21 protein-coding genes are annotated in these 22359 nt (G+C 63.5%); 13 read left to right on the top strand and 8 right to left on the bottom strand.

Features of this window, described 5'->3' with window-relative positions; genetic code table 11:
- The first annotated feature begins 95 nt into the window (after positions 1-95).
- From AC0IPL_RS14780 to AC0IPL_RS14765, 4 genes are read left to right on the top strand one after another with little or no spacing between them, the layout of a single operon-like run.
- Entirely contained in the window at positions 96-1112 is a 1017-nt protein-coding gene (locus AC0IPL_RS14780; protein WP_474272708.1) for a carbohydrate ABC transporter permease, read from the top strand.
- A gap of 12 nt (positions 1113-1124) precedes the next feature.
- Positions 1125-1964, top strand: a complete 840-nt coding sequence (locus tag AC0IPL_RS14775) for a carbohydrate ABC transporter permease (protein ID WP_474272707.1) — start codon at positions 1125-1127, stop codon at positions 1962-1964.
- A complete protein-coding gene (locus tag AC0IPL_RS14770; protein ID WP_474272706.1) occupies positions 1961-2995 on the top strand; it encodes a Gfo/Idh/MocA family protein in 1035 nt (344 codons plus the stop codon). Before AC0IPL_RS14775 ends, AC0IPL_RS14770 begins: the two co-directional genes overlap by 4 nt.
- Positions 2992-3987: an ABC transporter ATP-binding protein gene (locus tag AC0IPL_RS14765; RefSeq protein WP_474272705.1), complete on the top strand. Its 996-nt coding sequence runs from the start codon at positions 2992-2994 to the stop codon at positions 3985-3987. The genes AC0IPL_RS14770 and AC0IPL_RS14765 overlap by 4 nt, the downstream gene beginning before the upstream one ends.
- Positions 3988-4156: 169 nt before the next feature.
- Here the strand turns inward: AC0IPL_RS14765 and AC0IPL_RS14760 are convergent, their stop codons facing one another.
- The 3 genes from AC0IPL_RS14760 to AC0IPL_RS14750 all read right to left on the bottom strand — a co-directional run bounded on the left by AC0IPL_RS14760 (position 4157) and on the right by AC0IPL_RS14750 (position 7580).
- Positions 4157-5530, bottom strand: a complete 1374-nt coding sequence (locus tag AC0IPL_RS14760; RefSeq protein ID WP_474272704.1) for an aminotransferase — start codon at positions 5528-5530, stop codon at positions 4157-4159.
- Between the two features lie 13 nt (positions 5531-5543).
- Positions 5544-7019: an NAD-dependent succinate-semialdehyde dehydrogenase gene (locus tag AC0IPL_RS14755; protein ID WP_474272703.1), complete on the bottom strand. Its 1476-nt coding sequence runs from the start codon at positions 7017-7019 to the stop codon at positions 5544-5546.
- A gap of 81 nt (positions 7020-7100) precedes the next feature.
- Positions 7101-7580: an Lrp/AsnC family transcriptional regulator gene (locus AC0IPL_RS14750; protein ID WP_474272702.1), complete on the bottom strand. Its 480-nt coding sequence runs from the start codon at positions 7578-7580 to the stop codon at positions 7101-7103.
- Positions 7581-7852: 272 nt separating this feature from the next.
- Here AC0IPL_RS14750 and AC0IPL_RS14745 point away from each other — a divergent pair, with 272 nt between their 5' ends.
- From AC0IPL_RS14745 to AC0IPL_RS14730, 4 genes are all read left to right on the top strand, one after another.
- Positions 7853-9037, top strand: coding sequence for a M24 family metallopeptidase (locus AC0IPL_RS14745; protein ID WP_474272701.1), 1185 nt, complete (start codon positions 7853-7855; stop codon positions 9035-9037).
- Positions 9038-9042: 5 nt separating this feature from the next.
- Positions 9043-10200, top strand: a complete 1158-nt coding sequence (gene argE / locus AC0IPL_RS14740; protein ID WP_474272700.1) for an acetylornithine deacetylase — start codon at positions 9043-9045, stop codon at positions 10198-10200.
- Between the two features lie 82 nt (positions 10201-10282).
- The gene (locus AC0IPL_RS14735; protein ID WP_474272699.1) at positions 10283-10996 is read left to right on the top strand and encodes a GntR family transcriptional regulator; all 714 of its coding nucleotides are present in this window, start codon (positions 10283-10285) and stop codon (positions 10994-10996) included.
- Between the two features lie 25 nt (positions 10997-11021).
- Complete coding sequence (locus AC0IPL_RS14730; protein WP_474272698.1) at positions 11022-11174, top strand: hypothetical protein; 153 nt, start codon at positions 11022-11024, stop codon at positions 11172-11174.
- 203 nt (positions 11175-11377) lie between these two features.
- Here AC0IPL_RS14730 and pcaQ read toward each other — a convergent pair whose 3' ends face one another.
- Positions 11378-12301: a pca operon transcription factor PcaQ gene (pcaQ, locus tag AC0IPL_RS14725; RefSeq protein ID WP_474272697.1), complete on the bottom strand. Its 924-nt coding sequence runs from the start codon at positions 12299-12301 to the stop codon at positions 11378-11380.
- An 88-nt stretch (positions 12302-12389) separates the two neighbouring features.
- Between pcaQ and pcaC the strand changes: the two genes are divergently transcribed.
- From pcaC to AC0IPL_RS14705, 4 genes are read left to right on the top strand one after another with little or no spacing between them, the layout of a single operon-like run.
- Complete coding sequence (gene pcaC / locus AC0IPL_RS14720) at positions 12390-12779, top strand: 4-carboxymuconolactone decarboxylase (RefSeq protein ID WP_474272696.1); 390 nt, start codon at positions 12390-12392, stop codon at positions 12777-12779.
- A gap of 11 nt (positions 12780-12790) precedes the next feature.
- Positions 12791-13519 (top strand): protocatechuate 3,4-dioxygenase subunit beta, encoded by a 729-nt coding sequence (pcaH, locus tag AC0IPL_RS14715; protein ID WP_474272695.1) that lies wholly within the window; start codon positions 12791-12793, stop codon positions 13517-13519.
- The gene (gene pcaG / locus AC0IPL_RS14710) at positions 13519-14139 is read left to right on the top strand and encodes a protocatechuate 3,4-dioxygenase subunit alpha (RefSeq protein WP_474272694.1); all 621 of its coding nucleotides are present in this window, start codon (positions 13519-13521) and stop codon (positions 14137-14139) included. The genes pcaH and pcaG overlap by 1 nt, the downstream gene beginning before the upstream one ends.
- 16 nt (positions 14140-14155) lie before the next feature.
- Positions 14156-14986, top strand: a complete 831-nt coding sequence (locus AC0IPL_RS14705; RefSeq protein WP_474272693.1) for a 3-oxoadipate:acetyl-CoA acetyltransferase — start codon at positions 14156-14158, stop codon at positions 14984-14986.
- Between the two features lie 47 nt (positions 14987-15033).
- Here the strand turns inward: AC0IPL_RS14705 and cueR are convergent, their stop codons facing one another.
- Both cueR and AC0IPL_RS14695 read right to left on the bottom strand, forming a co-directional pair.
- Entirely contained in the window at positions 15034-15438 is a 405-nt protein-coding gene (gene cueR / locus AC0IPL_RS14700) for a Cu(I)-responsive transcriptional regulator (protein WP_474272692.1), read from the bottom strand.
- The gene (locus AC0IPL_RS14695) at positions 15435-17942 is read right to left on the bottom strand and encodes a heavy metal translocating P-type ATPase (RefSeq protein WP_474272691.1); all 2508 of its coding nucleotides are present in this window, start codon (positions 17940-17942) and stop codon (positions 15435-15437) included. Before AC0IPL_RS14695 ends, cueR begins: the two co-directional genes overlap by 4 nt.
- Positions 17943-18294: 352 nt before the next feature.
- Here AC0IPL_RS14695 and AC0IPL_RS14690 point away from each other — a divergent pair, with 352 nt between their 5' ends.
- Complete coding sequence (locus tag AC0IPL_RS14690) at positions 18295-19410, top strand: S-(hydroxymethyl)glutathione dehydrogenase/class III alcohol dehydrogenase (RefSeq protein ID WP_474272690.1); 1116 nt, start codon at positions 18295-18297, stop codon at positions 19408-19410.
- Between the two features lie 101 nt (positions 19411-19511).
- Here the strand turns inward: AC0IPL_RS14690 and AC0IPL_RS14685 are convergent, their stop codons facing one another.
- Together AC0IPL_RS14685 and AC0IPL_RS14680 are read right to left on the bottom strand one after the other, a co-directional pair.
- Positions 19512-21026, bottom strand: coding sequence for a SpoVR family protein (locus AC0IPL_RS14685; RefSeq protein ID WP_474272689.1), 1515 nt, complete (start codon positions 21024-21026; stop codon positions 19512-19514).
- Positions 21013-22350, bottom strand: a complete 1338-nt coding sequence (locus tag AC0IPL_RS14680; protein ID WP_474272688.1) for a YeaH/YhbH family protein — start codon at positions 22348-22350, stop codon at positions 21013-21015. Before AC0IPL_RS14680 ends, AC0IPL_RS14685 begins: the two co-directional genes overlap by 14 nt.
- Positions 22351-22359: the final 9 nt, after the last annotated feature.

The raw sequence follows: 22359 nt of genomic DNA, 5'->3' as shown, positions 1-22359 counted from the left end.
CGCACCCCGATCGCCCCGATCGCCCGGTCCGCGCCCCTGCCGGACCAGCCTGTCGGCACCCTGTCGGCACCCCCTGCAACATGGAGGACCAGCCCATGCCCCGCCCCTCGCACAGCGGCAGCCCGGAGCCCGTGGCCCAGGTCGGCGCACTTGCCGCCGCCGCGCCGGACACCGCCGCCGCTTCCGGCCCGGCGGCCAGAAAGCGCCGCCGCCCGCGGCTGCATGTCATCGTGTTCCTGGCCCCGGCCGTGCTGATCTATACCGCAGTGATGATCTTTCCGCTGTTCAACACGCTGCGGCTGGCGCTGTACACGCGCATCGACCAAGAGCGCGTCTGGGCCGGGCTGGCCAATTTTCAGACGCTGTTTTTTGACCCGATCTGGTCGGAGCAATTCTGGAATGCCCTGGGCAACAATTTCTGGTTCTTCATCGTGCACATGCTGGTACAAAACCCCATCGGCGTCGCGCTGGCCGCACTGCTGAGCCATCCGCGTCTGCGCTTTGCGGCACTCTACCGCTCTGCCATCTTCATTCCGACCATCCTCAGTTTTGTGATTGTCGGCTTCGCCTGGAAACTGATCCTGTCGCCGATCTGGGGCATTGCGCCGTCGATGCTGGATGCGGTCGGCCTGAAATCTCTGTTTGCCCCGTGGCTGGGCAAGGAAGAATACGCGCTGACCACGCTGGCGCTGATTTCGGTGTGGCAGTTCGTCGGCATCCCGATGATGCTGATCTATGCGGCGCTGCTGTCGATCCCCGAAGAGGTTCTGGAAGCCGGCGAGATTGACGGAATCACCGGGTTTGCCGCCTTCTGGAAGATCAAGCTGCCGCTGATCCTGCCGTCGATCGGGATCATCTCGATCCTGACATTTGTCGGCAACTTCAACGCCTTTGACCTGATCTATGCTTCACAGGGCGCGCTGGCGGGGCCGGATTTCTCGACCGATATTCTGGGCACCTTCATGTATCGCACCTTCTTTGGTTTCCAGCTGCAACTGGGGGATCCGCACATGGGATCGGCGATTGCCAGCGCCATGTTTGCGATCATCCTGGTGGGGGTCTGTGTTTACCTCTTCGGGATCCAGACCCGGATGCGCCGGTACCAGCTGTAAGGAGCAGATGACATGAACAAAGCCCGCTCCAACCCGCTCAACACCTTCGCCATGCACGGCGCGCTGATCCTCTATACGCTGATTGCGCTGTTCCCGGTTTTCGTGATCCTGATCAACAGCTTCAAGACCCGCAAGGCGATCTTCCGCGAACCGCTGGCGCTGCCGGATGCGGACAGCTTCAGCCTGATCGGCTATCAGACGGTGATGAAACAGGGCGACTTCTTTCTGTACTTTCAGAACTCGATGATTGTCACCGTGGCATCCCTGACCCTTGTACTGCTGTTTGGCGCCATGGCCGCTTATGCGCTGAGCGAGTATAAATTCCGAGGCAGCACCTTGCTGGGGCTGTATCTGGCGCTGGGGATCATGATTCCGATCCGTATCGGCACCGTGGCCATCCTGGAAATGATGGTGGCCTCAGGTCTGGTCAACACCCTGTGGGCGCTGATCCTGGTCTATACGGCCCAAGGTCTGCCGCTGGCGGTGTTCATCCTGAGCGAGTTCATGAAACAGGTCAGTGATGACCTGAAAAACGCGGGCCGCATTGATGGTCTCAGCGAGTACACCATCTTCTTTCGCTTGGTGTTGCCGCTGGTGCGGCCGGCGATGGCGACAGTGGCGGTGTTCAACATGATCCCGATCTGGAACGACCTGTGGTTCCCGCTGATCCTGGCCCCGGCCGAGGAAACCAAGACCCTGACGCTGGGCAGCCAGGTCTTCATCGGTCAGTTCGTCACCAACTGGAACGCGGTTCTGTCGGCGCTCAGCATGGCGATCCTGCCGGTTCTGGTTCTGTATGTCATCTTCTCGCGGCAGCTGATCCGCGGCATCACTTCGGGAGCTGTAAAATGATCCGGGTTCTGATTGCGGGCCTTGGCAACATGGGTCTGTCCCATGCGCTGGCCCACCACAACCACCCCGAAGCGGAGATCGTCGGGCTGGTAAACCGTTCCGGCACCGTCGACCACGGGGACTTGCGGGGCTATCCCGTGTTCACCGATTTCGGGCAAGCACTGGCAGAGGTGAAGCCGGATCTGGTGGTGATTGCCACCTACTCCGACAGCCACGCCGACTACGCCTGCGCGGCGATGCAGGCAGGGGCCCATGTGTTTGTCGAAAAGCCGCTGGCGACCACTGTGGCCGATGCGCGGCGGGTCGTGACCACCGCGCAGGAAACCCGGCGCAAGCTGATGGTGGGATACATCCTGCGCCACCACCCCAGCTGGCAGCGCCTGATCGCCGAGGCCCGCGATCTGGGCGGCCCTTATGTGTTCCGCATGAACCTGAATCAGCAGTCGACTGGGCCGGAGTGGGAGACTCACAAGGCCCTGATGCGGACCACCAGCCCGATTGTCGACTGCGGTGTGCATTACGTCGACGTGATGTGCCAGATCACCGATGCCCAGCCGGTGCGCGTGCATGGCATGGGGCTGCGCCTGTCGGATGAAATCGCTGAAGACATGTACAACTATGGCCAGTTTCAGGTGGTTTTTGCAGATGGCTCAACCGGCTGGTACGAGGCCGGATGGGGTCCGATGATGTCCGAAACCGCATTTTTCGTCAAAGACATCATCACCCCCAACGGATCGGTCTCAATCACGGAAACCGACAAGGCGGGATCGTCGGACGTGGACGGCCACACCCGTGTGGGCAGCATCCTGCTGCACCGCGCCGAGGGCGACCGCCACATCGACCTGCCGGATGAACCCGGCCACCAGGAACTGTGCGACGCCGAACAGCACGCCATGCTGCGCGCCATCATCGGCGACCACGACTTGACCCGGCACATGAACGACGCCGTTCAATCCCTTGCCATTTGCCTGGCTGCGGATCACAGCATCCGCACTGGCCAGCCTGTCACACTTGAGGAGGCCGCCCAATGACCGCCCTGTCCCTGAGAAACGTCAACAAGTCCTTTGGCCCGGTGCATGTGTTGAAAGACATCAGCCTGGACGTCGAAGACGGCGAGTTCGTGGTCTTTGTCGGCCCGTCGGGCTGCGGCAAATCCACCCTGCTGCGGGTGATTGCAGGGCTGGAGGATGCCAGTTCGGGGGAGATCCACATTGCTGGCGAGCAGGTCAACCTGACGCCACCCTCCAAGCGCGGCATCGCCATGGTGTTCCAGAGCTACGCGCTGTACCCGCATCTGAATGTGCGTGGCAACATGACCCTGGCCCTGAAACAGGAACGCCAGTCAAAGGCGGTGATCGAGGAGCGCGTGGCCGAGGCCAGCCGGATGCTGGGGCTGGAGCCCTATCTGGACCGCTACCCGTCGGAGCTGTCCGGCGGCCAGCGCCAGCGGGTTGCGATTGGCCGCGCCATCGTGCGCCAGCCCAAGCTGTTCCTGTTTGACGAGCCGCTGTCGAACCTGGACGCTGCACTGCGGATGAACACACGGATCGAGATCGCCAATCTGCACCGCCAGCTGTCAGCCTCGATGATCTATGTGACCCATGACCAGACCGAGGCGATGACCCTGGCCGACAAGATCGTGGTGCTGCGCGATGGCCGGGTGGAGCAGATCGGCAGCCCGATGGACCTGTACAACGACCCCGCCAACCGCTTTGTCGCGGGCTTCCTCGGCGCGCCGTCGATGAATTTCCTGCCCGCCGCGACGCTGACCCCCGAGGACCCGCGCGAAATGGGCATCCGCCCCGAGGACATCCGCTTGGAAGGTGGCGGCCCGATTGCCGGCACGGTGTCGCACGTGGAACAGCTGGGCGGGGATACCAATGTGATCCTGCAAACCCCCAGCACTCCGCTGACCATTCGCCTGTTTGGCCAGCATGACATCCGCGCGGGGCAGGATGCGCGTTTTGGGTTTGACCCCAGCCGCGCCTATTACTTTGACGAGGGCGGCCAACGGTTGCGCTGACGGTCAGGACAGGCTCCCCAAGCCCCCTCAGGCACCGCCGGGCACGCAGTTCACTGCCGGAGGACGGCTATGGAATGAAGAACCCGGCGCGAAGAACCGGCGTCAATCAGGAGCGGGGAACGGCGGCGGATCGCCATCCGCCGCCGCACTCATCTTCCCAGGTGTCGGGTCAGCCCAACACGGCCTTGACCGCGCGCAGGGTGCCAGCCACCACCTGATCGGCCTCTTCGCGGGTCAGGCAGAACGGCGGTGCAAACCCCAGAATGTCGCCCTGCGGCATGGCGCGCGCGATGATCTTGTCCTGCTCCAGCAGCTTGGCCGAGATTTGCGGGCCGATCTTGTCCGCTGCATCAAAAAACGTGCGGCTGTCACGGTCCTGAACAAATTCCACCGCGCACAACATGCCCTCGCCGCGGATATCGCCCACATGCGGGTGATCGCCCAGCGCCTCGGCCATCGTGGTGTTCAGATAGGCACCGGTTTCAGATGCGTTGGAGATAAGGTTCAACTTATCCAGCAGATCAAGGTTCGCCACCCCGGCCGCCGCCCCGATGGGATGCGCGGAATAGGTCCAGCCGTGGCCTATGGGGCCGTTCTCATCGGTGCCCTGTTCCAGCACTTTCCAGACCTTGTCACTGACGATCGACCCCGACAGCGGCGCATAGGCGGAGGTCAAGCCCTTGGCGATGGTGATGATATCCGCCTCAATGCCGTAATGATCGGAGCCGAACATCGACCCAAGGCGACCAAAGCCGGTCACCACCTCATCCGCGACCAGCAGGATGTCGTGTTTCTTCAGCACCGCCTGAATTGCCGCCCAATAGCCTGCGGGCGGCGGCACGATGCCTCCGGTGCCCAACACCGGTTCACCGATGAAGGCCGCAATATTATCTGCGCCCTCGCGCTCGATCAACGCCTCCAGCTCAGCCGCGCAATGGGCCACGAACTGCTCCTCAGACTGGTCCAGATCGTCGCGGCGGTAGTAATACGGCGCCTCGGTGTGGATCACCTGATCAATCGGCAGGTCGAACTTCTTGTGAAACAACTCCAGTCCGGTCAGCGAGCCGGTGACCAGCCCAGAGCCGTGATAGCCACGCCAGCGCGAGATGATCTTTTTCTTCTGCGGGCGGCCCAGGATGTTGTTGTAGTACCAGATCAGTTTGACGTTGGTTTCATTGGCGTCAGAGCCGCCAAGGCCGAAATAGACCTTGGACATGTTCGCGGGCGCCCGGTCGAGGATCATCTTGGCGAGGGTAATCGACGCCTCTGTGCCATGCCCGACATAGGAATGGTAATAGGCCAGTTCTTTGGCCTGCGCGGCGATGGCCTCGGCGATTTCCTGACGGCCATAGCCAACGTTGACGCAATAAAGACCAGCAAAGGCATCCAGCAGCTTGGTGCCGTCTCGGTCCTCGATATGCACGCCTGCGGCGGTCTGGATCACCCGGCTGGCGCTCTCACCGCGGGCGTGTTGCGCCAGATGCGTCGAGGGGTGAAAGAAGTTCTCGCGGTCCCATTGGTCGAGTTGATCGTTCTTCAGCATTTCCTGCGTCTCCCTATGCCCAGTCGCGGCATATGTATTTGATTTCTGTAAATTCTTCCATTCCGAGCCGCGCGCCTTCGCGGCCCAGACCGGATTGTTTGGTCCCGCCGAACGGAATGGGCGCGCCGGTGACCTTGGTGCGATTGACGGCCACCATGCCAAATTGCAACGCCCGGCTCAGCCGGTAGATGCGGCGCGGATCGTGGCTGTGCACATAGGCCACCAGCCCATATTCACTGTCGTTGGCGCGCGCGACCACCTCCTCTTCGGTGTCGAAAGGAATGATCGGAGCCACCGGACCAAAGGTTTCCTCGTTCAGGATGCGGGACTGTGGCGGCACATCCGTCAGAACGGTGGGCTGAAAGTACAGCGGCCCCAGATGGTGTCGCTGACCACCACAGGCCAGATTTGCGCCCTGCGCCAGCGCATCCGCCACATGGGCCTGCTGCTTCTCCACCGCTTGTTCGTTCATCAGCGGGCCAATGTCAGGATCGTCCATGCCAGCCCCCACGGTCAGCGCCTGGGTAGCGGCCACAAAGCGGTTGCAGAAGTCCTCGTAGATCGGGCGTTCCACGAAAATCCGGTTGGCGCCCAGGCAATCCTGACCTGACGTTGCAAATTTTGCCTTGACCGTCTCTGCAACGGCGGTGTCCAGATCCGCGCCCTGGAACACCAGAACCGGCGCGTGGCCGCCCAGTTCCAACACCAGCCGTTTGACGGTTTGGGCGGACTGACGGTACAGCAGCTTGCCCACCTCGGTTGAGCCGGTGAAGGACAGGGCCCGCACCCGCGCATCGCGGGTCCAGGGTTCGACCACCGTGGGCGCATTGCCCGTCACCACGTTGAACACACCGGGCGGCATACCGGCGCGTTCAGCCAGCTCCGCCAGCGCCAGCGCGCTGAACGGCGTTTCCGCCGAGGGATGCGCCACCACGGTACAGCCTGCCGCCAGCGCCGCTGCTGCCTTGCGCGTCAACATGGCGGAAGGGAAATTCCACGGCGTGATCAGCGCCGCAACACCCACCGGTTCGCGCCACAGCTCCATCTCTGCATCCGGCAGATGGCTGGTGACACCTTCGATATTGGGGCGCTTGGCCTCCTCGGCGTAGTATTCCACAAAATCGGCCCCATAGTCGATCTCGCCGCGCGCCTCGGAGATCGGCTTGCCCTGCTCCAGCACCATGATGCGGGCCAGATCTTCCTTATGGGCCAGCTGCAACTCATACCAGCGCCGCAAAACCGCCGCCCGCGCCTGTGGCAACAGCCCAGACCACGCTGCAAATGCCGCCTGCGCCGCATCCACCGCAGCAGAGGATTCCTCTGCGCTGAGCGAGGTCACATCCCCCAGAAACGCGCCGGTGGCAGGATCCCTGACCGGGAAGGTCTCTCCCGAGTGGGCCACAGCCCATTTGCCATTTACATAAGAAAAAGACCGCACCAGCGCCTTGTCTTGGATGTCCGCACGCGCGGATAGGGCTGTATCAGACATGCCTCACCTCCTGTTGCTACAGAAGATATTGCCTGGCCCATACAGAGATTTCAGCCAAAGTTCCCCCGCAAACCAGAGGATTCACCTGCCGGACAGCAGGATTTCAAGGGGAGGCATCCCCGCGCCTTTGACCGGCTTGGTCACCACATAGGTAAAGTACCGCGACAGGCCTATGCGGGCGTCCAACATCTCGTCAATCAACCGCTGATACGCATCAATGTCGCGTGTGACGATTTGCAGGATGTAATCAAAACCACCCCCCAGCGCCCAGCAGGCAACGACTTCCTCATAGCGCTGCATCGCACTTTCAAAGGCGCGAAAGCTGGCGGCGGTGTGGTCGGCAATCTCGGCCGCCACAAAGACGGTGACATGCGGGGCCAGTTTCTTGAGGTTGATCCGCGCGCCGTAGCCTTCGATCAGACCCGCCTTTTCCAGCCTGTTCAACCGCTCCCAACACGGGGTTGGCGACAGGCCGATCCGCTCAGCCAAGGCCGCCTTGGTGATCCGCCCATCCCGGGACAGCACCGACAAGATCCGTATGTCGCGGTCATCCAACTGCATGGGCGCACAGTTCCCCCGATCGCTGCCGCCGTCAACCACCCCCGTGACCTGCTGCCTGCCGCGTGATCCTTGGCAAGCCGCCATGCCCACATTCCGGGCAACCTGTACACAAGCCGAAATCACGACAGGTGATACGACTGCAAAATACGACCCGTAGAGGGTCGCAAACTGACGATACAGCTGCTGCGACGCAACTATCCTGAGTACATCACATCCCGCGACTCGCGCCTGTGTACAAGCCGTACAATCACCTGCTTACCTGCGAGGTCCCAATGCCCATCGAACACGCGCCTTTCAGCCAGGAGGAGTACAACCGCCGCCTGTCCATCACCCGTGCTGCCATGGTAACGGCCGGGATCGACCTTCTGTTTGTCACCGACCCATCGAACCAGGCTTGGCTGACCGGCTATGACGGCTGGTCCTTCTACGTGCATCAGGGCGTGCTTCTGGGGCTGGAGGGCGATCCGCTGTGGTGGGGGCGCGAAATGGACGCCAACGGCGCGCGCCGCACGGTATGGATGGAGGACGAGCAGGTGCTCGCCTACGATGACAGCTACGTCCAGTCCACCAGTCGCCACCCGATGCAGGATTTGGCGCAGAAGCTGTGCGAGATGGGACAGGATAAGGCCCGCATCGGCGTCGAGATGGAAAACTACTACTATTCGGCCAAGGCGCATGCGGTGCTGACCGCCACCTTGCCGAACGCCTTCTTTGCCGATGCCACCGCGCTGGTGAACTGGCAGCGCGGCGTCAAATCGGCCGAGGAGATGGCGTTCATCCGCAAGGCCGCCCGCATTTCGGAAAAGATCGTGCGGCTGGCGCTGGAACGCGCCGAACCCGGCCTGCGCAAGAACGAACTGGTCGCGGATATTTCCCATGCAGCCTTGATGGGTGACGGAGAGGACTGGGGCGACTATCCGGCGATCGTGCCGCTGGCGCCCTCAGGTCTGGATGCGACCGCCCCGCATCTGACCTGGAACGGCGACCGGATGAAGCAGGGCGAGATCACCTTTTTTGAGCTGTCCGGCTGCTACCGTCGCTATCACGCGCCGCTGTGCCGCTCGGTGTTTCTGGGCAAGCCGCCGCAATACATGCTCGACGCCTCCAAGGCGCTGACCGCCGGGCTGGAGGCGGGGCTGGAGGCCGCCCGCCCCGGCAACCGCGCCAGCGACATCGCCAAGGCGCTGAACCGCGAGCTGGCCAAGGCCGGAATCGACCGCGACGGCCGCTGCGGCTACCCTGTCGGGCTCAGCTATCCGCCGGATTGGGGTGAACGCACGGTGTCGCTGCGCTCCACCGATGACACGGTGCTGCAACCGGGCATGACATTTCACTTCATGCCGGGGCTGTGGCTCGACAACTGGGGGCTGGAAACCACGGAAACCATCGTCATCAGCCCCGAAGGCCCTGCCGAGGCGCTGTGTAACGTCGAACGCCAGCTGTTCGTGAAGGGCTGATCTAGATGTGCGTTCTGGAAGACACGCGGCAGCTGCTGCGCGACCTCATCAGCTATCCGACGGTGTCGGCTGACAGCAACCTCGGGCTGATACAATACCTGGCCGACCACCTGCACGGCTGCGGCGCGCGGGTGGACATCTGGCACGACGAAACCGGCACCAAAGCCAACCTGTTTGCCACCCTCGGACCGGAGCGCGACGGCGGCATCGTCCTGTCGGGCCACTCCGACGTAGTGCCGGTGACCGATCAGGACTGGTCCAGCGACCCCTTCGCGATGGCGGAGCGGAATGGCAACTGGTACGGTCGCGGCGCCTGCGACATGAAAGGCTTCATCGCTGCTGCCGCCGCCATGGCGCCGCGCTATGCCCGCATGGAGCTGCAGCGCCCGGTGCATTTCGCCTTTACCTATGACGAGGAAATCGGCTGCTTCGGCGCCCGCGCGCTGGCCCGCGCGCTGCAGCAGCGCGACCTGCGACCGGCGGTGGCGATCATCGGCGAGCCGACGATGATGCAGATCATCGAAGGCCATAAGGGCTGCCACGAATACACCACCCGCTTTACCGGGCTGGAGGGCCACGGCAGCCGCCCCGACCTCGGCGTCAACGCGGTGGAATACGCGGTGCGCTATGTCGCCAAGCTGCTGGAGTTGAAGGCAGAGCTGCAAACCCGCGCACCTGCGGGCAGCCGCTTCGCCCCGCCCTGGACCACAATCAACACCGGCGCGCTGGTCGGCGGCGTGGCCCACAACGTGATCCCCGGCAAGGCCCGCGTGGACTGGGAGATGCGCCCGGTGCATCCGCGCGACGCGGATTACGTCAACACTGCGCTGCACAAATTGTGCCAGCAGGAACTGCTGCCACAGATGCGCCAAACCCATCCACAGGCGGACATCCACACGGAGGTGATCGGAGAGATCGACGGGTTGCAACCGATGAACGAAAACGAGGCACGCGACATCGTGATGGAATTGACCGGCTGCCGCCACGCCGACGTGGTCTCTTTCGGCACCGAGGCCGGAATCTTTCAGAGCCTCGGCATGAGCGTGGTGGTCTGCGGTCCCGGCTCCATCGAACAGGCCCACAAGCCGGATGAATTTGTCAGCGTCGAACAGATGTCACACTGTCTGGCCATGCTGGAACGGCTGTCAGCCAAGCTGGTGTAACCGCAAAAGGCCGACGGCAGCCCGGGCTTTGCAGTTCGGCTGTTGGGGCGTTACATTGCCCGCCAATACAAAGGCCAGGACCGTGACCCTCCCCAGACATGACACCTCCGAAGCCTCGGCGCGCGACCGGTTCGACCGGTTGCACCACAAGATCCGCAACCGGATCTGCCTACTGGACTATGCCCCCGGCACCCGGCTGTCGGAGACCGCGCTGGCCGAGGAATTCGGCGTCTCACGTACGCCCCTGCGGCGGGTGCTGGTGCGTCTGGAATGCGAGGGCCTCCTGCGCTCGGTGCAGGGGGTCGGCACCATCGTCACCGACGCCGACATCCACGAGTTGGAGCAGACCTACCGGCTGCGCATGGAGCTGGCGGAGCTGACCGGCCGCCTGTCCCCCGCCGCTCCCAGCGCCAGCCTGCTGGCCGAGGTCCGTCACCTCTCGGCCCGCGCCAAGGCGCTGATCAATGCCCCGGAGCCGCGCTGCTTTGCGGAGCTGAACATGGCGCTGTTTCAGGCCCTGCTGAACATTACCGACAACCTGCCCCTGAGAGAGGTGTCAGAGCGGCTTTACTACCAGACCACCCGGATCTGGCTACAGTCGGTCTTTGCCTCGATCATTGACCTGAACGAGGAAGTCCGCATTTTCGGCGGCGAGGTCGAAGACCTGCTGGCCGCGATGGAGCTGGGCGACATGGAGGCCGTGGCGTTGATCCAGCGCGCCCATATCTCCATGAGTTTCACCCGGATGCGCAGCGCCGCCAAGAAAACCGCCCCGCCAGCGGCAGGCAGCGACTGACTCCGACCCCGCCCGGTGGCGCGGCGTGACAGCCCGACTGCTGCCGTCCTGCACCGAGGTGACCAGCATCCTGCATGAGCACATCTACCGCGCCCGGCTGATCGCGGTCCCTGCCGAGGAAGCCCCGTCGGGTGCCGCCAAGCGACTCGCCCGCATCCATCAAGATCTGACGATTTGACAAACAGAAAACCAGAGAAACCCAGCGCCGGGTCCATGCCGCCGAATGCGGCCATATGACCCTGCGCACGGAAACCGCCAAAGACCTGGATCTGCGCCCCACCTGGTCCGCGGCCGCGACTGTAGAACAAGCGAACGGGCGCTGTGGGCCAGGGGCTGGAGATCTATGACAGCGACGCCAGCGGGCAAGGCTGCAACCGCGCCCTATAGCCCCTGGGCGACGCAGGTTTGGCGCAGCAGGCTGCAAAACCGCTGCGCCGCCGCTGACAGCTGATGGTCGCGGCGAATGCACAGGCCCACCGGCCCCAGCGTGCTGCCGGTGTCCAGAGGCAGCGCCACCATGCTGCCGGCCGCCAGATCCGGCCGCACCACACCGTGGCTGATGATCCAGATCGCCTTGTGCGCCAACACAAAGCGCCGCCCCAAGGTCGAAGACACGGTCTCGATCGGAAACCGCGGCATGCTCTGCCCTTGCTCCAGAAACATCCGCTCGACAAAGGGGCGGATGATCGACCCCTCCGAGGGCATCAGCACCGGATAATCCTCCATCGCGGTGGCGGGCACATGATCCAGCCTCGCCAGCGGATGATCCCGCGCCACAACCACCGCCACCCGCTCCCGGTACAGCGGATCGAAACTGACGCCCGCCATGGTTTCGGGCGCGGGCATCCGCCCCACCACCACGTCCAACGCACCACGGCGCAGCTGGTCGACCAGATACTGATTGTCGCCCGAGGTCACCAGGAAACGGCCCGGCGCGCCGTCGCGGCGCAGCGTCGCCAGTGTGTCAGGCACCAGATCCGCCGCGACCGTCGGCAACGCCCCGATCGCAATCCGCGGCCCGTCGGCCTCCCCCATGCTGCGTAGCAGCGCCACCCCGTCCCGCGCCAGTGCCAGGCTGCGCGCTGCATGGTCGGCAAACAGCTCTCCATAACCGCTGAGCCGAATGCCGCGTCCGTGTTTCTCCACCAGCGGTTTGCCGCAGACCTCCTCCAGCTCGCGCAGGACGCGGGTCACCGCCGGCTGGCTCATGCCCAACGCCTGCGCGGCCTGGGTGACACTCGTCTTGCGCGCCACCTCGACAAAGACTTCCAGATGGCGGAGTTTCAAGGCGGCGGGCAAACGCATAACAATTCCAGTATTACTTTATGACATTCTGCGCATTATACAGAACGCAAGTGATATGCAATATATCTCTCATGCAAGGGAGACAGCCATGACGCAAGATCGCCATAGCCGGGGCATGCAGGTCCGGCGCGAGGTTCTGGGAGACGCGCATGTGGACCGCGCGACCGCCGCCGCCACCCCGCTCGACCAGCCGTTTCAGGATCTGATTACCGAATCTGCCTGGGGCACGGTCTGGGCCTCTGATCAAATTTCCCGGCGTGAACGCTCGATGCTGACCCTGGCCCTGCTGGCCGCCACCGGTAATTTCGACGAGATCCCGATGCACATCCGCGCCACCGCGCGCACCGGCGCCAGCCAGACGGATGTCATCGAGGCCTTCCAGCACGTGGCAATCTATGCTGGGGTGCCAAGGGCCAATCACGCGCTGAAGCTGGCCAAACGGACCTACGCCGAAATGGCCGCCGAAGCTGAGCAATGAGGGAGCCACAGATGCCCAAACAGGTAGAGTTCTATCAACGCGACCGGGACTGGCACCCGCCAGCCCTGGCCCCGGCCTACAAGACATCCGTCGCCCGCTCCCCGCGGCTGCCGCTGATCAGCCTGGAAAACACCGCCAGCGAGATTACCGGCCCCACGTTCGGCCATGGCGACATTGATGCCGGAGACAACGATCTTCTGACCAATTTCGCCAAGCCCGGCGAAAGCCCTGTGGGCGAGCGCATCATTCTGCATGGCCGGGTGCTGGACGAAAACGCGCGGCCCGTGCCGGACACGCTGGTGGAGATCTGGCAGGCCAATGCCTCCGGACGCTATCGCCACAAGAAGGACGGCTACCTCGGCGCGCTGGACCCGAATTTCGGCGGCTGCGGCCGGGTGATGACTGACAGCGAGGGGCGCTACAGCTTCCGCACCGTGAAGCCCGGCGCCTACCCCTGGCGCAACCGGGTGAACGATTGGCGGCCCGCGCATATCCATGTCTCGGTCTTTGGCACCAGTTTTGCCCAGCGGCTGATCACGCAGCTCTATTTCGAGGGCGACCCGCTGATCCCGCGCTGCCCGATTGTCCAGTCGATTGCCGACCCGCAGGCGGTGGATATGCTGATTGCCCGGCTCGACATGAACGCCACCATTCCGCTGGACACAATCGCCTACCGCTTCGACATCGTGCTGCGCGGGCGGCGTTCGACCATGTTCGAAAACCGGCCGGAGGGAAACTGATGATGCGCCCGTTTGAGTACCTGAAGGAAACCCCGTCGCAGACCGCCGGGCCTTATGTCCACATCGGCCTCGCGCCGGGGGCTGCCGGGTTTGACATCTATGAGCGGGAACTGGGCTGGGAAATCGCAGGCCCCAACGCCGGCGGCGAGCGCATCCGCGTCGAAGGCCTGGTCACCGACGGCACCGGCGCGCCGGTGAAGGACGTGCTGCTGGAAGCCTGGCAGGCCAATGCAGACGGCATCTATGCCCATCCCGAACATCCCGGCGAGGTCGAGGACGGCTTTCGCGGCTGGGGCCGCGTCATCACCGATTTCGACACCGGCACATGGGGTTTTGACACCGTGAAACCCGGCCCTGTACCGGGCCGCAACGGGCAGCTGATGGCGCCGCATATCAACCTGTGGATCGTCGCCCGCGGCATCAACGTCGGCCTGAACACCCGGCTGTATTTCGATGATGAAGCCGAGGCCAACGCCGCCGATCCGGTGCTGAACCTGATCGAATGGGAACACCGCCGCCAAACCCTGATCGCCCGCCGCGATGAGGCCGACGGCACCGTGGTCTATCGCTTTGACATCTGCTTGCAGGGCGATGGCGAAACCGTATTTTTTGACATCTAGACAAGAGGATAGACCGATGGGAAAGCCCTGCATCATCTGCGTGGCCATCACCGGCTCAGTTCCGACCAAGGCCAACAACCCGGCGGTGCCGATCACCATTTCGGAACAGATCGAAAGCACCCATGAGGCGTTCGAGGCCGGCGCCACGATCGCCCATTGCCACGTGCGCAACGACGACGAGACGCCGACCTCTGACCCGGAGAAATTCGCCCGTTTGCTGGAAGGTCTGCAACAGCACTGCCCCGGCATGATTGTGCAACTGTCCACTGGTGGGCGTTCCGGTGCGGGGCGCGAGCGCGGCGGCATGCTGAGCCTGCGACCCGACATGGCGTCGCTGTCGGTGGGGTCGAATAACTTCCCGACGCGGGTCTATGAGAATTCCCCCGATCTGGTCGACTGGCTGGCGGGTGAAATGCGCAAGTATGAGGTCAAGCCCGAAATCGAGGCCTTCGATCTGTCGCACATCCACCAGGCGGTGAAGATGAACCGCGAGGGGCGCATTGCCGGCACCCTGTACGTTCAATTTGTGATGGGCGTGAAAAACGCCATGCCGGTGGACCGCGATGTATTTGATTACTACGTGAAAACCATGCAGCGGCTGGCGCCCGAGGCCGAATGGTGCGGTGCCGGTGTCGGGGCCGGGCAGATCCAGGTCAACGAATGGTCCATCGCCGCCGGTGGCCACACCCGCACCGGGCTGGAGGACAACATGCGGCTGGACCGCAACACGCTGGCGCCGTCGAATGCGGCACTGGTGAAACGCGCAGCGGAGCTCTGTGAAAAATACGAACGCCCCGTGGCGACATGGCAGCAGGCGCGCGACATCCTGGGGCTGCGCGCCGCCTGAACACTCACAATCATGTGGCCCGGCGCCTAAGGCCGGGCCACAGACGATCAGCCCTTGGCGGCTGTATCTTCGCCGGACAGATCCTTGAGGATGGGACAGTCGGGCCGGTTGTCACCGGCGCAGCAGGTCACCAACTCGTGCAGCGTGTCGCGCATCGCCTGCAAATCCGCGATCTTGGTCTCAATCTTGGCCAGATGCTCCAGCGCCAGCTGTTTCACATCGGCGCTGGCGCGGCTGTCGTCCTCATACAGCGCCATCAGCGTGCGGCAATCCTCGATGGTAAAGCCCAGCGCCCGTGCCCGGCCCAAAAAGGCTAGCTTGTGCAGGTCTTTCTCTTCGAAACAGCGGTAGCCGTTGGCGCTGCGATGCGGCCGGATCAGCCCGATGTCCTCGTAATAGCGGATCGTCTTGGCCGGCAGGCCAGAGCGGCTGGATACGTCCCCGATGTTCATGCGCGCGCCTCCTGCTTTGCCTCATGCGTGGCCGGTGTCCCGGTTCCCTCCACATCTATAGCAGGTTTCAGGCGGCGCAAGCGCAGCGCGTTCGACAACACAAAAACGCTGGACAACGCCATCGCCCCCGCCGCCAGCGCGGGCGACAGCATGACCCCGCCGAACGGATACAGAACCCCCGCCGCCACCGGCACCAGCAGCACGTTGTAGCCAAAGGCCCAGCCGAGGTTCTGGCGGATGTTGCGCATGGTGGCGCGGCTGACCGTCAGCGCGTTGACCACGCCGCGCAGATCGCCCGAGACCAGCACCACATCCGCCGCCTCGATCGCCACATCGGTGCCGGTGCCAATGGCGATCCCCGCATCCGCCGCGGCCAGCGCCGGCGCATCGTTGATGCCGTCGCCGATGAAGGCCAGCGCGCCATGGTCACGGCGCAATGCCTCTATGGTGGACACCTTGTCCGCAGGCAGGCACTCCGCCCGCACGATATCGATGCCCAGCCGCGCCGCGATTGCCCGCGCCGTCGGTTCGGCGTCGCCGGTGATCATCGCCACCTTCAGCCCCTGCGCATGCAGCGCCCGGATCGCCGTCGGCGTGCCCGTCTTGATCGGGTCCGACACCCCGATCACCGCCGCGGCACGGCCACCGATGGCGGCAAACAGCGGTGTCTCGCCGCGCTCTGCCAACCGCTGGCCCTCGACCTCCAATGCACCGAGATCAATGCCCTCGCGTGCCATCAGCCGGGCAGCGCCCACCAGCACCTCCAGCCCTTCGACCATAGCCCGCAGGCCATAGCCGGGGATGGCCTCAAACCGCTCCACGTCCGGAAGGCCACTGCCTGCCTCGGCGACGATGGCCTGGGCGATGGGGTGTTCGGATCCGGTCTCTGCCGCGCCTGCCAGCCGCAGCACCTGCGCGCGGTCAAAGCCTTCGGCGCAGATCAGCTCGGTCAGCGCCGGGCGGCCTTCGGTCAGCGTGCCGGTCTTGTCCAGCGCCACCACCTTGACCTCCTGCAGCCGCTGCAGCGCGTCGCCCTTGCGGAACAGCACCCCCATCTGCGCGGCCCGGCCAATGCCAACCATGATCGAGGTCGGCGTCGCCAGCCCCATCGCGCAGGGACAGGCGATGATCAGAACCGAGACCCCGGCCACAAGCGCCAGCGGCAGGGACGGCGCCGGACCAAACAACTCCCAGGCCAGCACCGTGACCACCGCCACCGCAATCACCGCCGGAACAAACCACAGGGTGATCCGGTCAACCAACGCCTGCACCGGCAGCTTGGCACCCTGCGCCTGTTCCACCATTCGAATGATCTGCGCCAGCACCGTGTCCTGGCCCACCCGCGTTGCGCGATACTCCAGCAGGCTGTTGCCGTTGACAGTGCCCGCCGTCACCTCGTCGCCCGGCGTCTTGGCCACCGGCACCGGCTCGCCAGAGATCATGCTCTCATCCACGTAGGAACTGCCAGAGACCACCTCTCCGTCCACCGCGATCCGCTCTCCCGGACGGGTGCGGATCAGCTCTCCGGCGGCGATCTCGGCCACAGGCGCATCCACCGCCACGCCGTCGCGCAGCACCAATGCAGTCTTGGGCTGAAGGCCTGCCAGCTTGCGAATGGCCGCCCCGGTACGGCCCTTGGCGCGCGCCTCCAGATAACGTCCGGTCAGGATCAGCACCACAATCACCGCTGCGGCTTCGAAATAGACGTTGGCGGTGCCTGCAGGCAGCAACTGCGGCGCGAAGGTGGAGACCACCGAAAACCCATAGGCCGCCGCTGTGCCCAGCGCCACCAGGGCGTTCATGTCCGGCGCGCCGCGCAGCAGCGTCGGCACGCCCTTGGTGTAAAACTGCCGACCCGGCCCCGCCAGCACCGCGGAGGTCAGCACGAACTGCATCAGATAGCTGTTTTGCAAACCGATGTTGCCGGCCACCCAGTGGTGCAGAGCAGGCACCATGTGCCCGCCCATTTCGATCAGGAACACCGGCAGGGTCAGAAGGCCCGCGACCAGTACCTGCCGCGACAGCCGCGCGGCGTCCTCTCGGCGGCGCTGGTCGGCGGCTGCGGACGCATCCGCGGCCTCCTCAGCCAAGTAAGCCGGATAACCGGCCCCCTCTGCCGCGCGCATCAACTGCGCCATCTGAACCAGACCCGGCAGATAGGCGACTTGCGCGCTTTCGGTCGCCAAGTTGACGCTGGCCGAAACCACCCCCGGCACTGCCTGCAACGCACGCTCGACCCGGCCCACGCAGGACGCGCAGGTCATGCCTTCAATCCGCAGTGTGACTTCGCTTTGTGCCGCCGGATAGCCGGCCTGCGCCAGCGCATGGGTCAGCGCCTCCAGCGGCACCTGCGGTGCTGCCTCAACGCGGGCGGTTGCATTGGCCAGGTTCACCGAGGCCGCGCTGACGCCCTCCACCGCGGCCAAGGCGCGCTCTGCACGGCCAACGCAGCCCGCACAGCTGAGCCCGGATACCTGAAGTGAATATGTGCTGAGTTCTGTCATGGCAAACCTGCTGGTCTAGATGCTATGACACGGGATATGGGGCTTCCAGTCAGAGGAAGGTCAAGAGGCCTGGGCCACTTTCTTTCCCAAAACTGGAAACTTTTTTGAGACTCCTGAAAACCACCGAAGTCGAGGCTGCGTGGGCTGAAATGGCGTGGACTGCCGCCCGGCGGTCGCATTCGGGGCAAAGCGTCGCCACCCGAGGCTGCTAGACTGGCGGCGACTGCTTGCGCCGGATCGGCCCCGAATGTAACGCTGAGACATCCGGCCGCCACGGCTCCGCCCCTGGCAGAAATTCCCGGCCCGCCCCGCGGCGGCCCACCCACCGTATGACAGACGAAGGATAGCTCACATGATCCGCACCCGTGCCGCCGTTGCGGTTGCCCCCGGCAAACCGCTTGAAATCATGGACGTGAACCTCGAAGGCCCGAAGGCGGGCGAAGTTCTGGTCGAGATCAAGGCCACCGGCCTGTGCCACACCGACGAATTCACCCGCTCCGGCGACGACCCGGAGGGAATCTTTCCGGCCATTCTGGGCCATGAAGGCGCAGGTGTTGTCATTGAGGTCGGCGAAGGGGTCACCAGCCTCAAACCCGGCGACCATGTGATCCCGCTCTATACGCCCGAATGCCGCGAGTGCGAATACTGCCTGAACCCAAAAACCAATCTGTGCCAGGCGATCCGTTCGACCCAGGGCGCCGGTCTGCTGCCCGACGGCACCACCCGGTTTTCGATGTTGGATGGCACCCCCATTCATCACTACATGGGCTGCTCGACCTTTGCCAATCACACCGTGGTGCCGGAAATCGCGCTGGCGAAAATCCGGGAGGACGCGCCGTTTGACAAGGTCTGCTATATCGGCTGCGGCGTCACAACCGGCATTGGCGCGGTGATCAACACCGCCAAGGTAGAGATCGGCAGCCGTGCGATTGTCTTTGGCCTCGGCGGAATTGGCTTGAACGTGATCCAGGGCCTGCGGCTGGCCGGTGCCGACCAGATCGTCGGCGTCGACCTGAACCCCGGCAAGGTGGAAATGGCCGAGAAATTCGGCATGACCGATTTCGTCAACCCGTCCCAAGTGGACGGCGATCTGGTGGCCCATCTGGTGGAGCTGACAAAGGGCGGCGCCGATTACACCTTTGACGCCACCGGCAACGTGAACGTGATGCGCACCGCACTGGAGGCCGCGCACAAGGGCTGGGGCGAAAGCATCATCATCGGCGTGGCACCTGCGGGAGCCGAGATTTCGACCCGCCCCTTCCAGCTGGTCACCGGCCGCAGCTGGCGCGGCACCGCCTTTGGCGGCGCGTCGGGGCGCACCGATGTGCCGAAAATCGTCGATTGGTACATGGACGGCAAGATCGAGATCGACCCGATGATCACCCACAAGCTGACGCTGGACCAGATCAACGAAGGCTTCGAGCTGATGCACGAGGGCAAGTCGATCCGTGCGGTGGTGCAATTCTGATCCGCCGCATCTACTGAAACCGAGAAACGCAGGCCCCGCGGCCTGCGTTTTTTCTTGGCGGGGCAGCCTTTGGCCCCTCAGATCACGGCGGCGGACCTGTCTCAGTCCTCGCGGGAGGATTCCACCGCGTCCAGACTGACATCATAGCCCCAGAGGCGACGCAGGTGCCGCAACACCTCTTCCTGCTCGTCCTCTTCCAGGTGGATGCCGTCGCGCACCGTGTGGGTCAGTTTCAGCTCGCGGTCGCCACGCAGGTCGGCATCCGTCACCTGAATGTCCGGTTCCAGATAGGCCAGGTCATATTGCTTGGCCAGATCCCGGCGGATCGCCTTGTAGCCGGCCCGGTTGTGGATCTGACTGACCACCAAATTGGGCAGTTCGGCGTCATTGGTCAGGGTGAACAGCTTGAATTTACGGATCAGATGCGGCGACAGGAACTGCTGGATGAAGCTTTCATCGCGGTAGTTCGCCCAGGCATCTCGCAACACGCCGCGCCAGTCCGGGTTGCCGGCAAAATCGGGGAACCATTCGCGGTCTTCCTCCGTCGGGTCCTGACAAATGCGGCGGATGTCCTGCATCATTGCAAAGCCCAGCGCATAGGGGTTGATGCCCGAAAACCGCGGGTCGTCGTATTCCGGCTGCATCACCACATTGGTGTGGCTGTGCAGCATCTCCATGTAGGCGCCTTCGGTGATCTGCCCCTGCTCGTATAGCTTGTTGATGATGTAATAATGCACGAAGGTCGCGCAGCCTTCGTTCATCACCTTGGTCTGTTTCTGCGGGTACAGATACTGTGCCAGCATGCGCACGATGCGCAGGATCTCGCATTGCCAGGGCTCCAGCACCGGGCTGTGCTTTTCCAGGAAATACAGCAGGTTTTCCTGTGGCAAATTCATCAGCTTGCGCCGCGCCGCAAAGGAGCTGTCTTCGACCTCCTCCAGCTTTTCGCGCCCCATGGTGCTGTCGGTCCAGATGTCCAGCACGCTCTGGCCGCTTTCATAACCCTCTCGCACCTTCTGCATCGCCACCAGTTCTTCGGTGGTGGGCTTGGGCGGGCGACCATAGCGGAACACCCCCTGTGATTGCAGCGCGTGGGCGGCGTCCAGCACCTCCTCCACCGCGGAGAGACCATAGCGTTCCTCGCAGGCGGAGATGTAGTTCTTGGCAAAGGCCAGGTAGTCGTGAATGCCCGACGCATCGGTCCATTGCTGGAACAGATAGTTGTTCTTGAAGAAGTGGTTATGCCCGAACGCCGCATGCGCCATCACCAACGTCTGCATCGCCATGGTGTTTTCTTCCATGTTGTAGCTGATGCAGGGATTGGAGTTGATGACGATCTCATAGGCCAGCCCCTGCCGCCCTGTGCGGTACAGCGCCTCGTCGCGGGCGAAATGCTTGCCGAAGGACCAGTGCTGGTACATCAGCGGCAGGCCAACACAGGAATAGGCATCCAGCATCTGCTCAGCCGAGATGATTTCGATCTGGTTGGGATACACATCCAGTCCGAGGTCGCCCAGCGCGATCTCCTCGATCGCGTCGCGCGCCTTTTCCATCAGTTCAAAGGTCCACTCCGGCCCGTCGAACAGCGGCTTGCGCGCCTTGTCAGCTGCCTGCATTCTGCGCCCCTTTCACCTTGGGGAGAAAAAACTCCCGGAAAATCGGATAGATGTGGCCCGGCTGCGAGACCCGCTGCATTTCGAAATGCTGCGCTTGCGCTTTCACCTCACGGTAGTTCTGCCACAGATCCTCCCCGGCTTCGGGGTTGTTCAGCAGCATCTCGGCGGCCTCGTCGACGATCTCCAGATAGGCATAGAACTGGCAGACCGGCAGCAGATCCTTGAGCAGCAGATTCTTGCAGCGCACCGAGTCATTGCCGAAGTTTTCTCCGTCCGACGCCTGCGCGCCGTAGATGTTCCACTCGTCCGGCGGATAACGTTCCTCAACGATCTCCTTCATTTTCTCCAGCGCGGTCGACACGATGGTGCCGCCCGTTTCCCGGGCATAGAAGAAGGTTTCCTCATCCACCTCCTGCGCGTGGTGGGTGTGGCGCACGAACACCAGCTCGGTGTGCTCATAGCAGCGTTCCAGGAACAGGTGCAGCAGCAGGAAGAAGCGTTTCGCCAGATCCTTCTCGCGCTCCTGCATGGAGCCTGAGACATCCATCAGGCAGAACACAACCGCGCGGGAGTTGCGGATCTTTTCCGGCACGAAAGTGTCGTAGCGCAGGTCCAGCGGGTCGATGTAGCCCACCACCTTGCGCTTTCGGATGATGCCTTCGAGCCGCTTTTTCAGTGTCTCAAGCACCTCTTCCTGCGGCGGGGTGCGGTGCTGCAGCGCCTCCAGCTCGGCAATCTGCTCTTCCAGGTCGCGCTGGGATTTGGTTGTGGGGCGTTGCAAGGCGATACGGCGCCCCAACGAGTTGCGCATGGTGCGCACAAGATTGAGATTGTTGGGCGTGCCCGCGGTGGTCAGGCCTGCGCGGCGGGTGCCTATTGTCTCGGTCTCCACCGTGGCTTTTTCCACCAGATCCGGCAGTTCCAGACCCTCGAACAGGATCTCCAGATATTCTTCCTGCGTCAGGGTAAAGGAGAACTCATCATCTCCGTCGCCGTCCTCAGACGCCTTGCGGCCGCCCTCCCCGGCGCCGCCCTGCGGCCGTTTGATGGTGTCGCCGACAACAAAATCCTTGTTGCCGGGCAGCACGTGGCGGCGCAGCCCCCCCTTGGAGGAGTGAAAGAACCGCGGCTCCTTCAGCCCACGCGTGGGGATGGTGACCTTCTCACCCTCGTCCGGGACACCGCTGCCGTTCTGGATCGACTTGCCTCGGACCGACTTGTCGACGCGCTCCTTGATGTTCTCACGGGCCCGCCGCAGGAACCGCTGCCGGTTCCCGAGGCTCTTGCCCTTTGGATTGGCGCGCCTGTCGATGAAATGATGCATGTTGCACAG

Source organism: Leisingera sp. SA32 (assembly GCF_056033425.1).
This window is presented reverse-complemented; position numbering and strand designations above follow the sequence as displayed.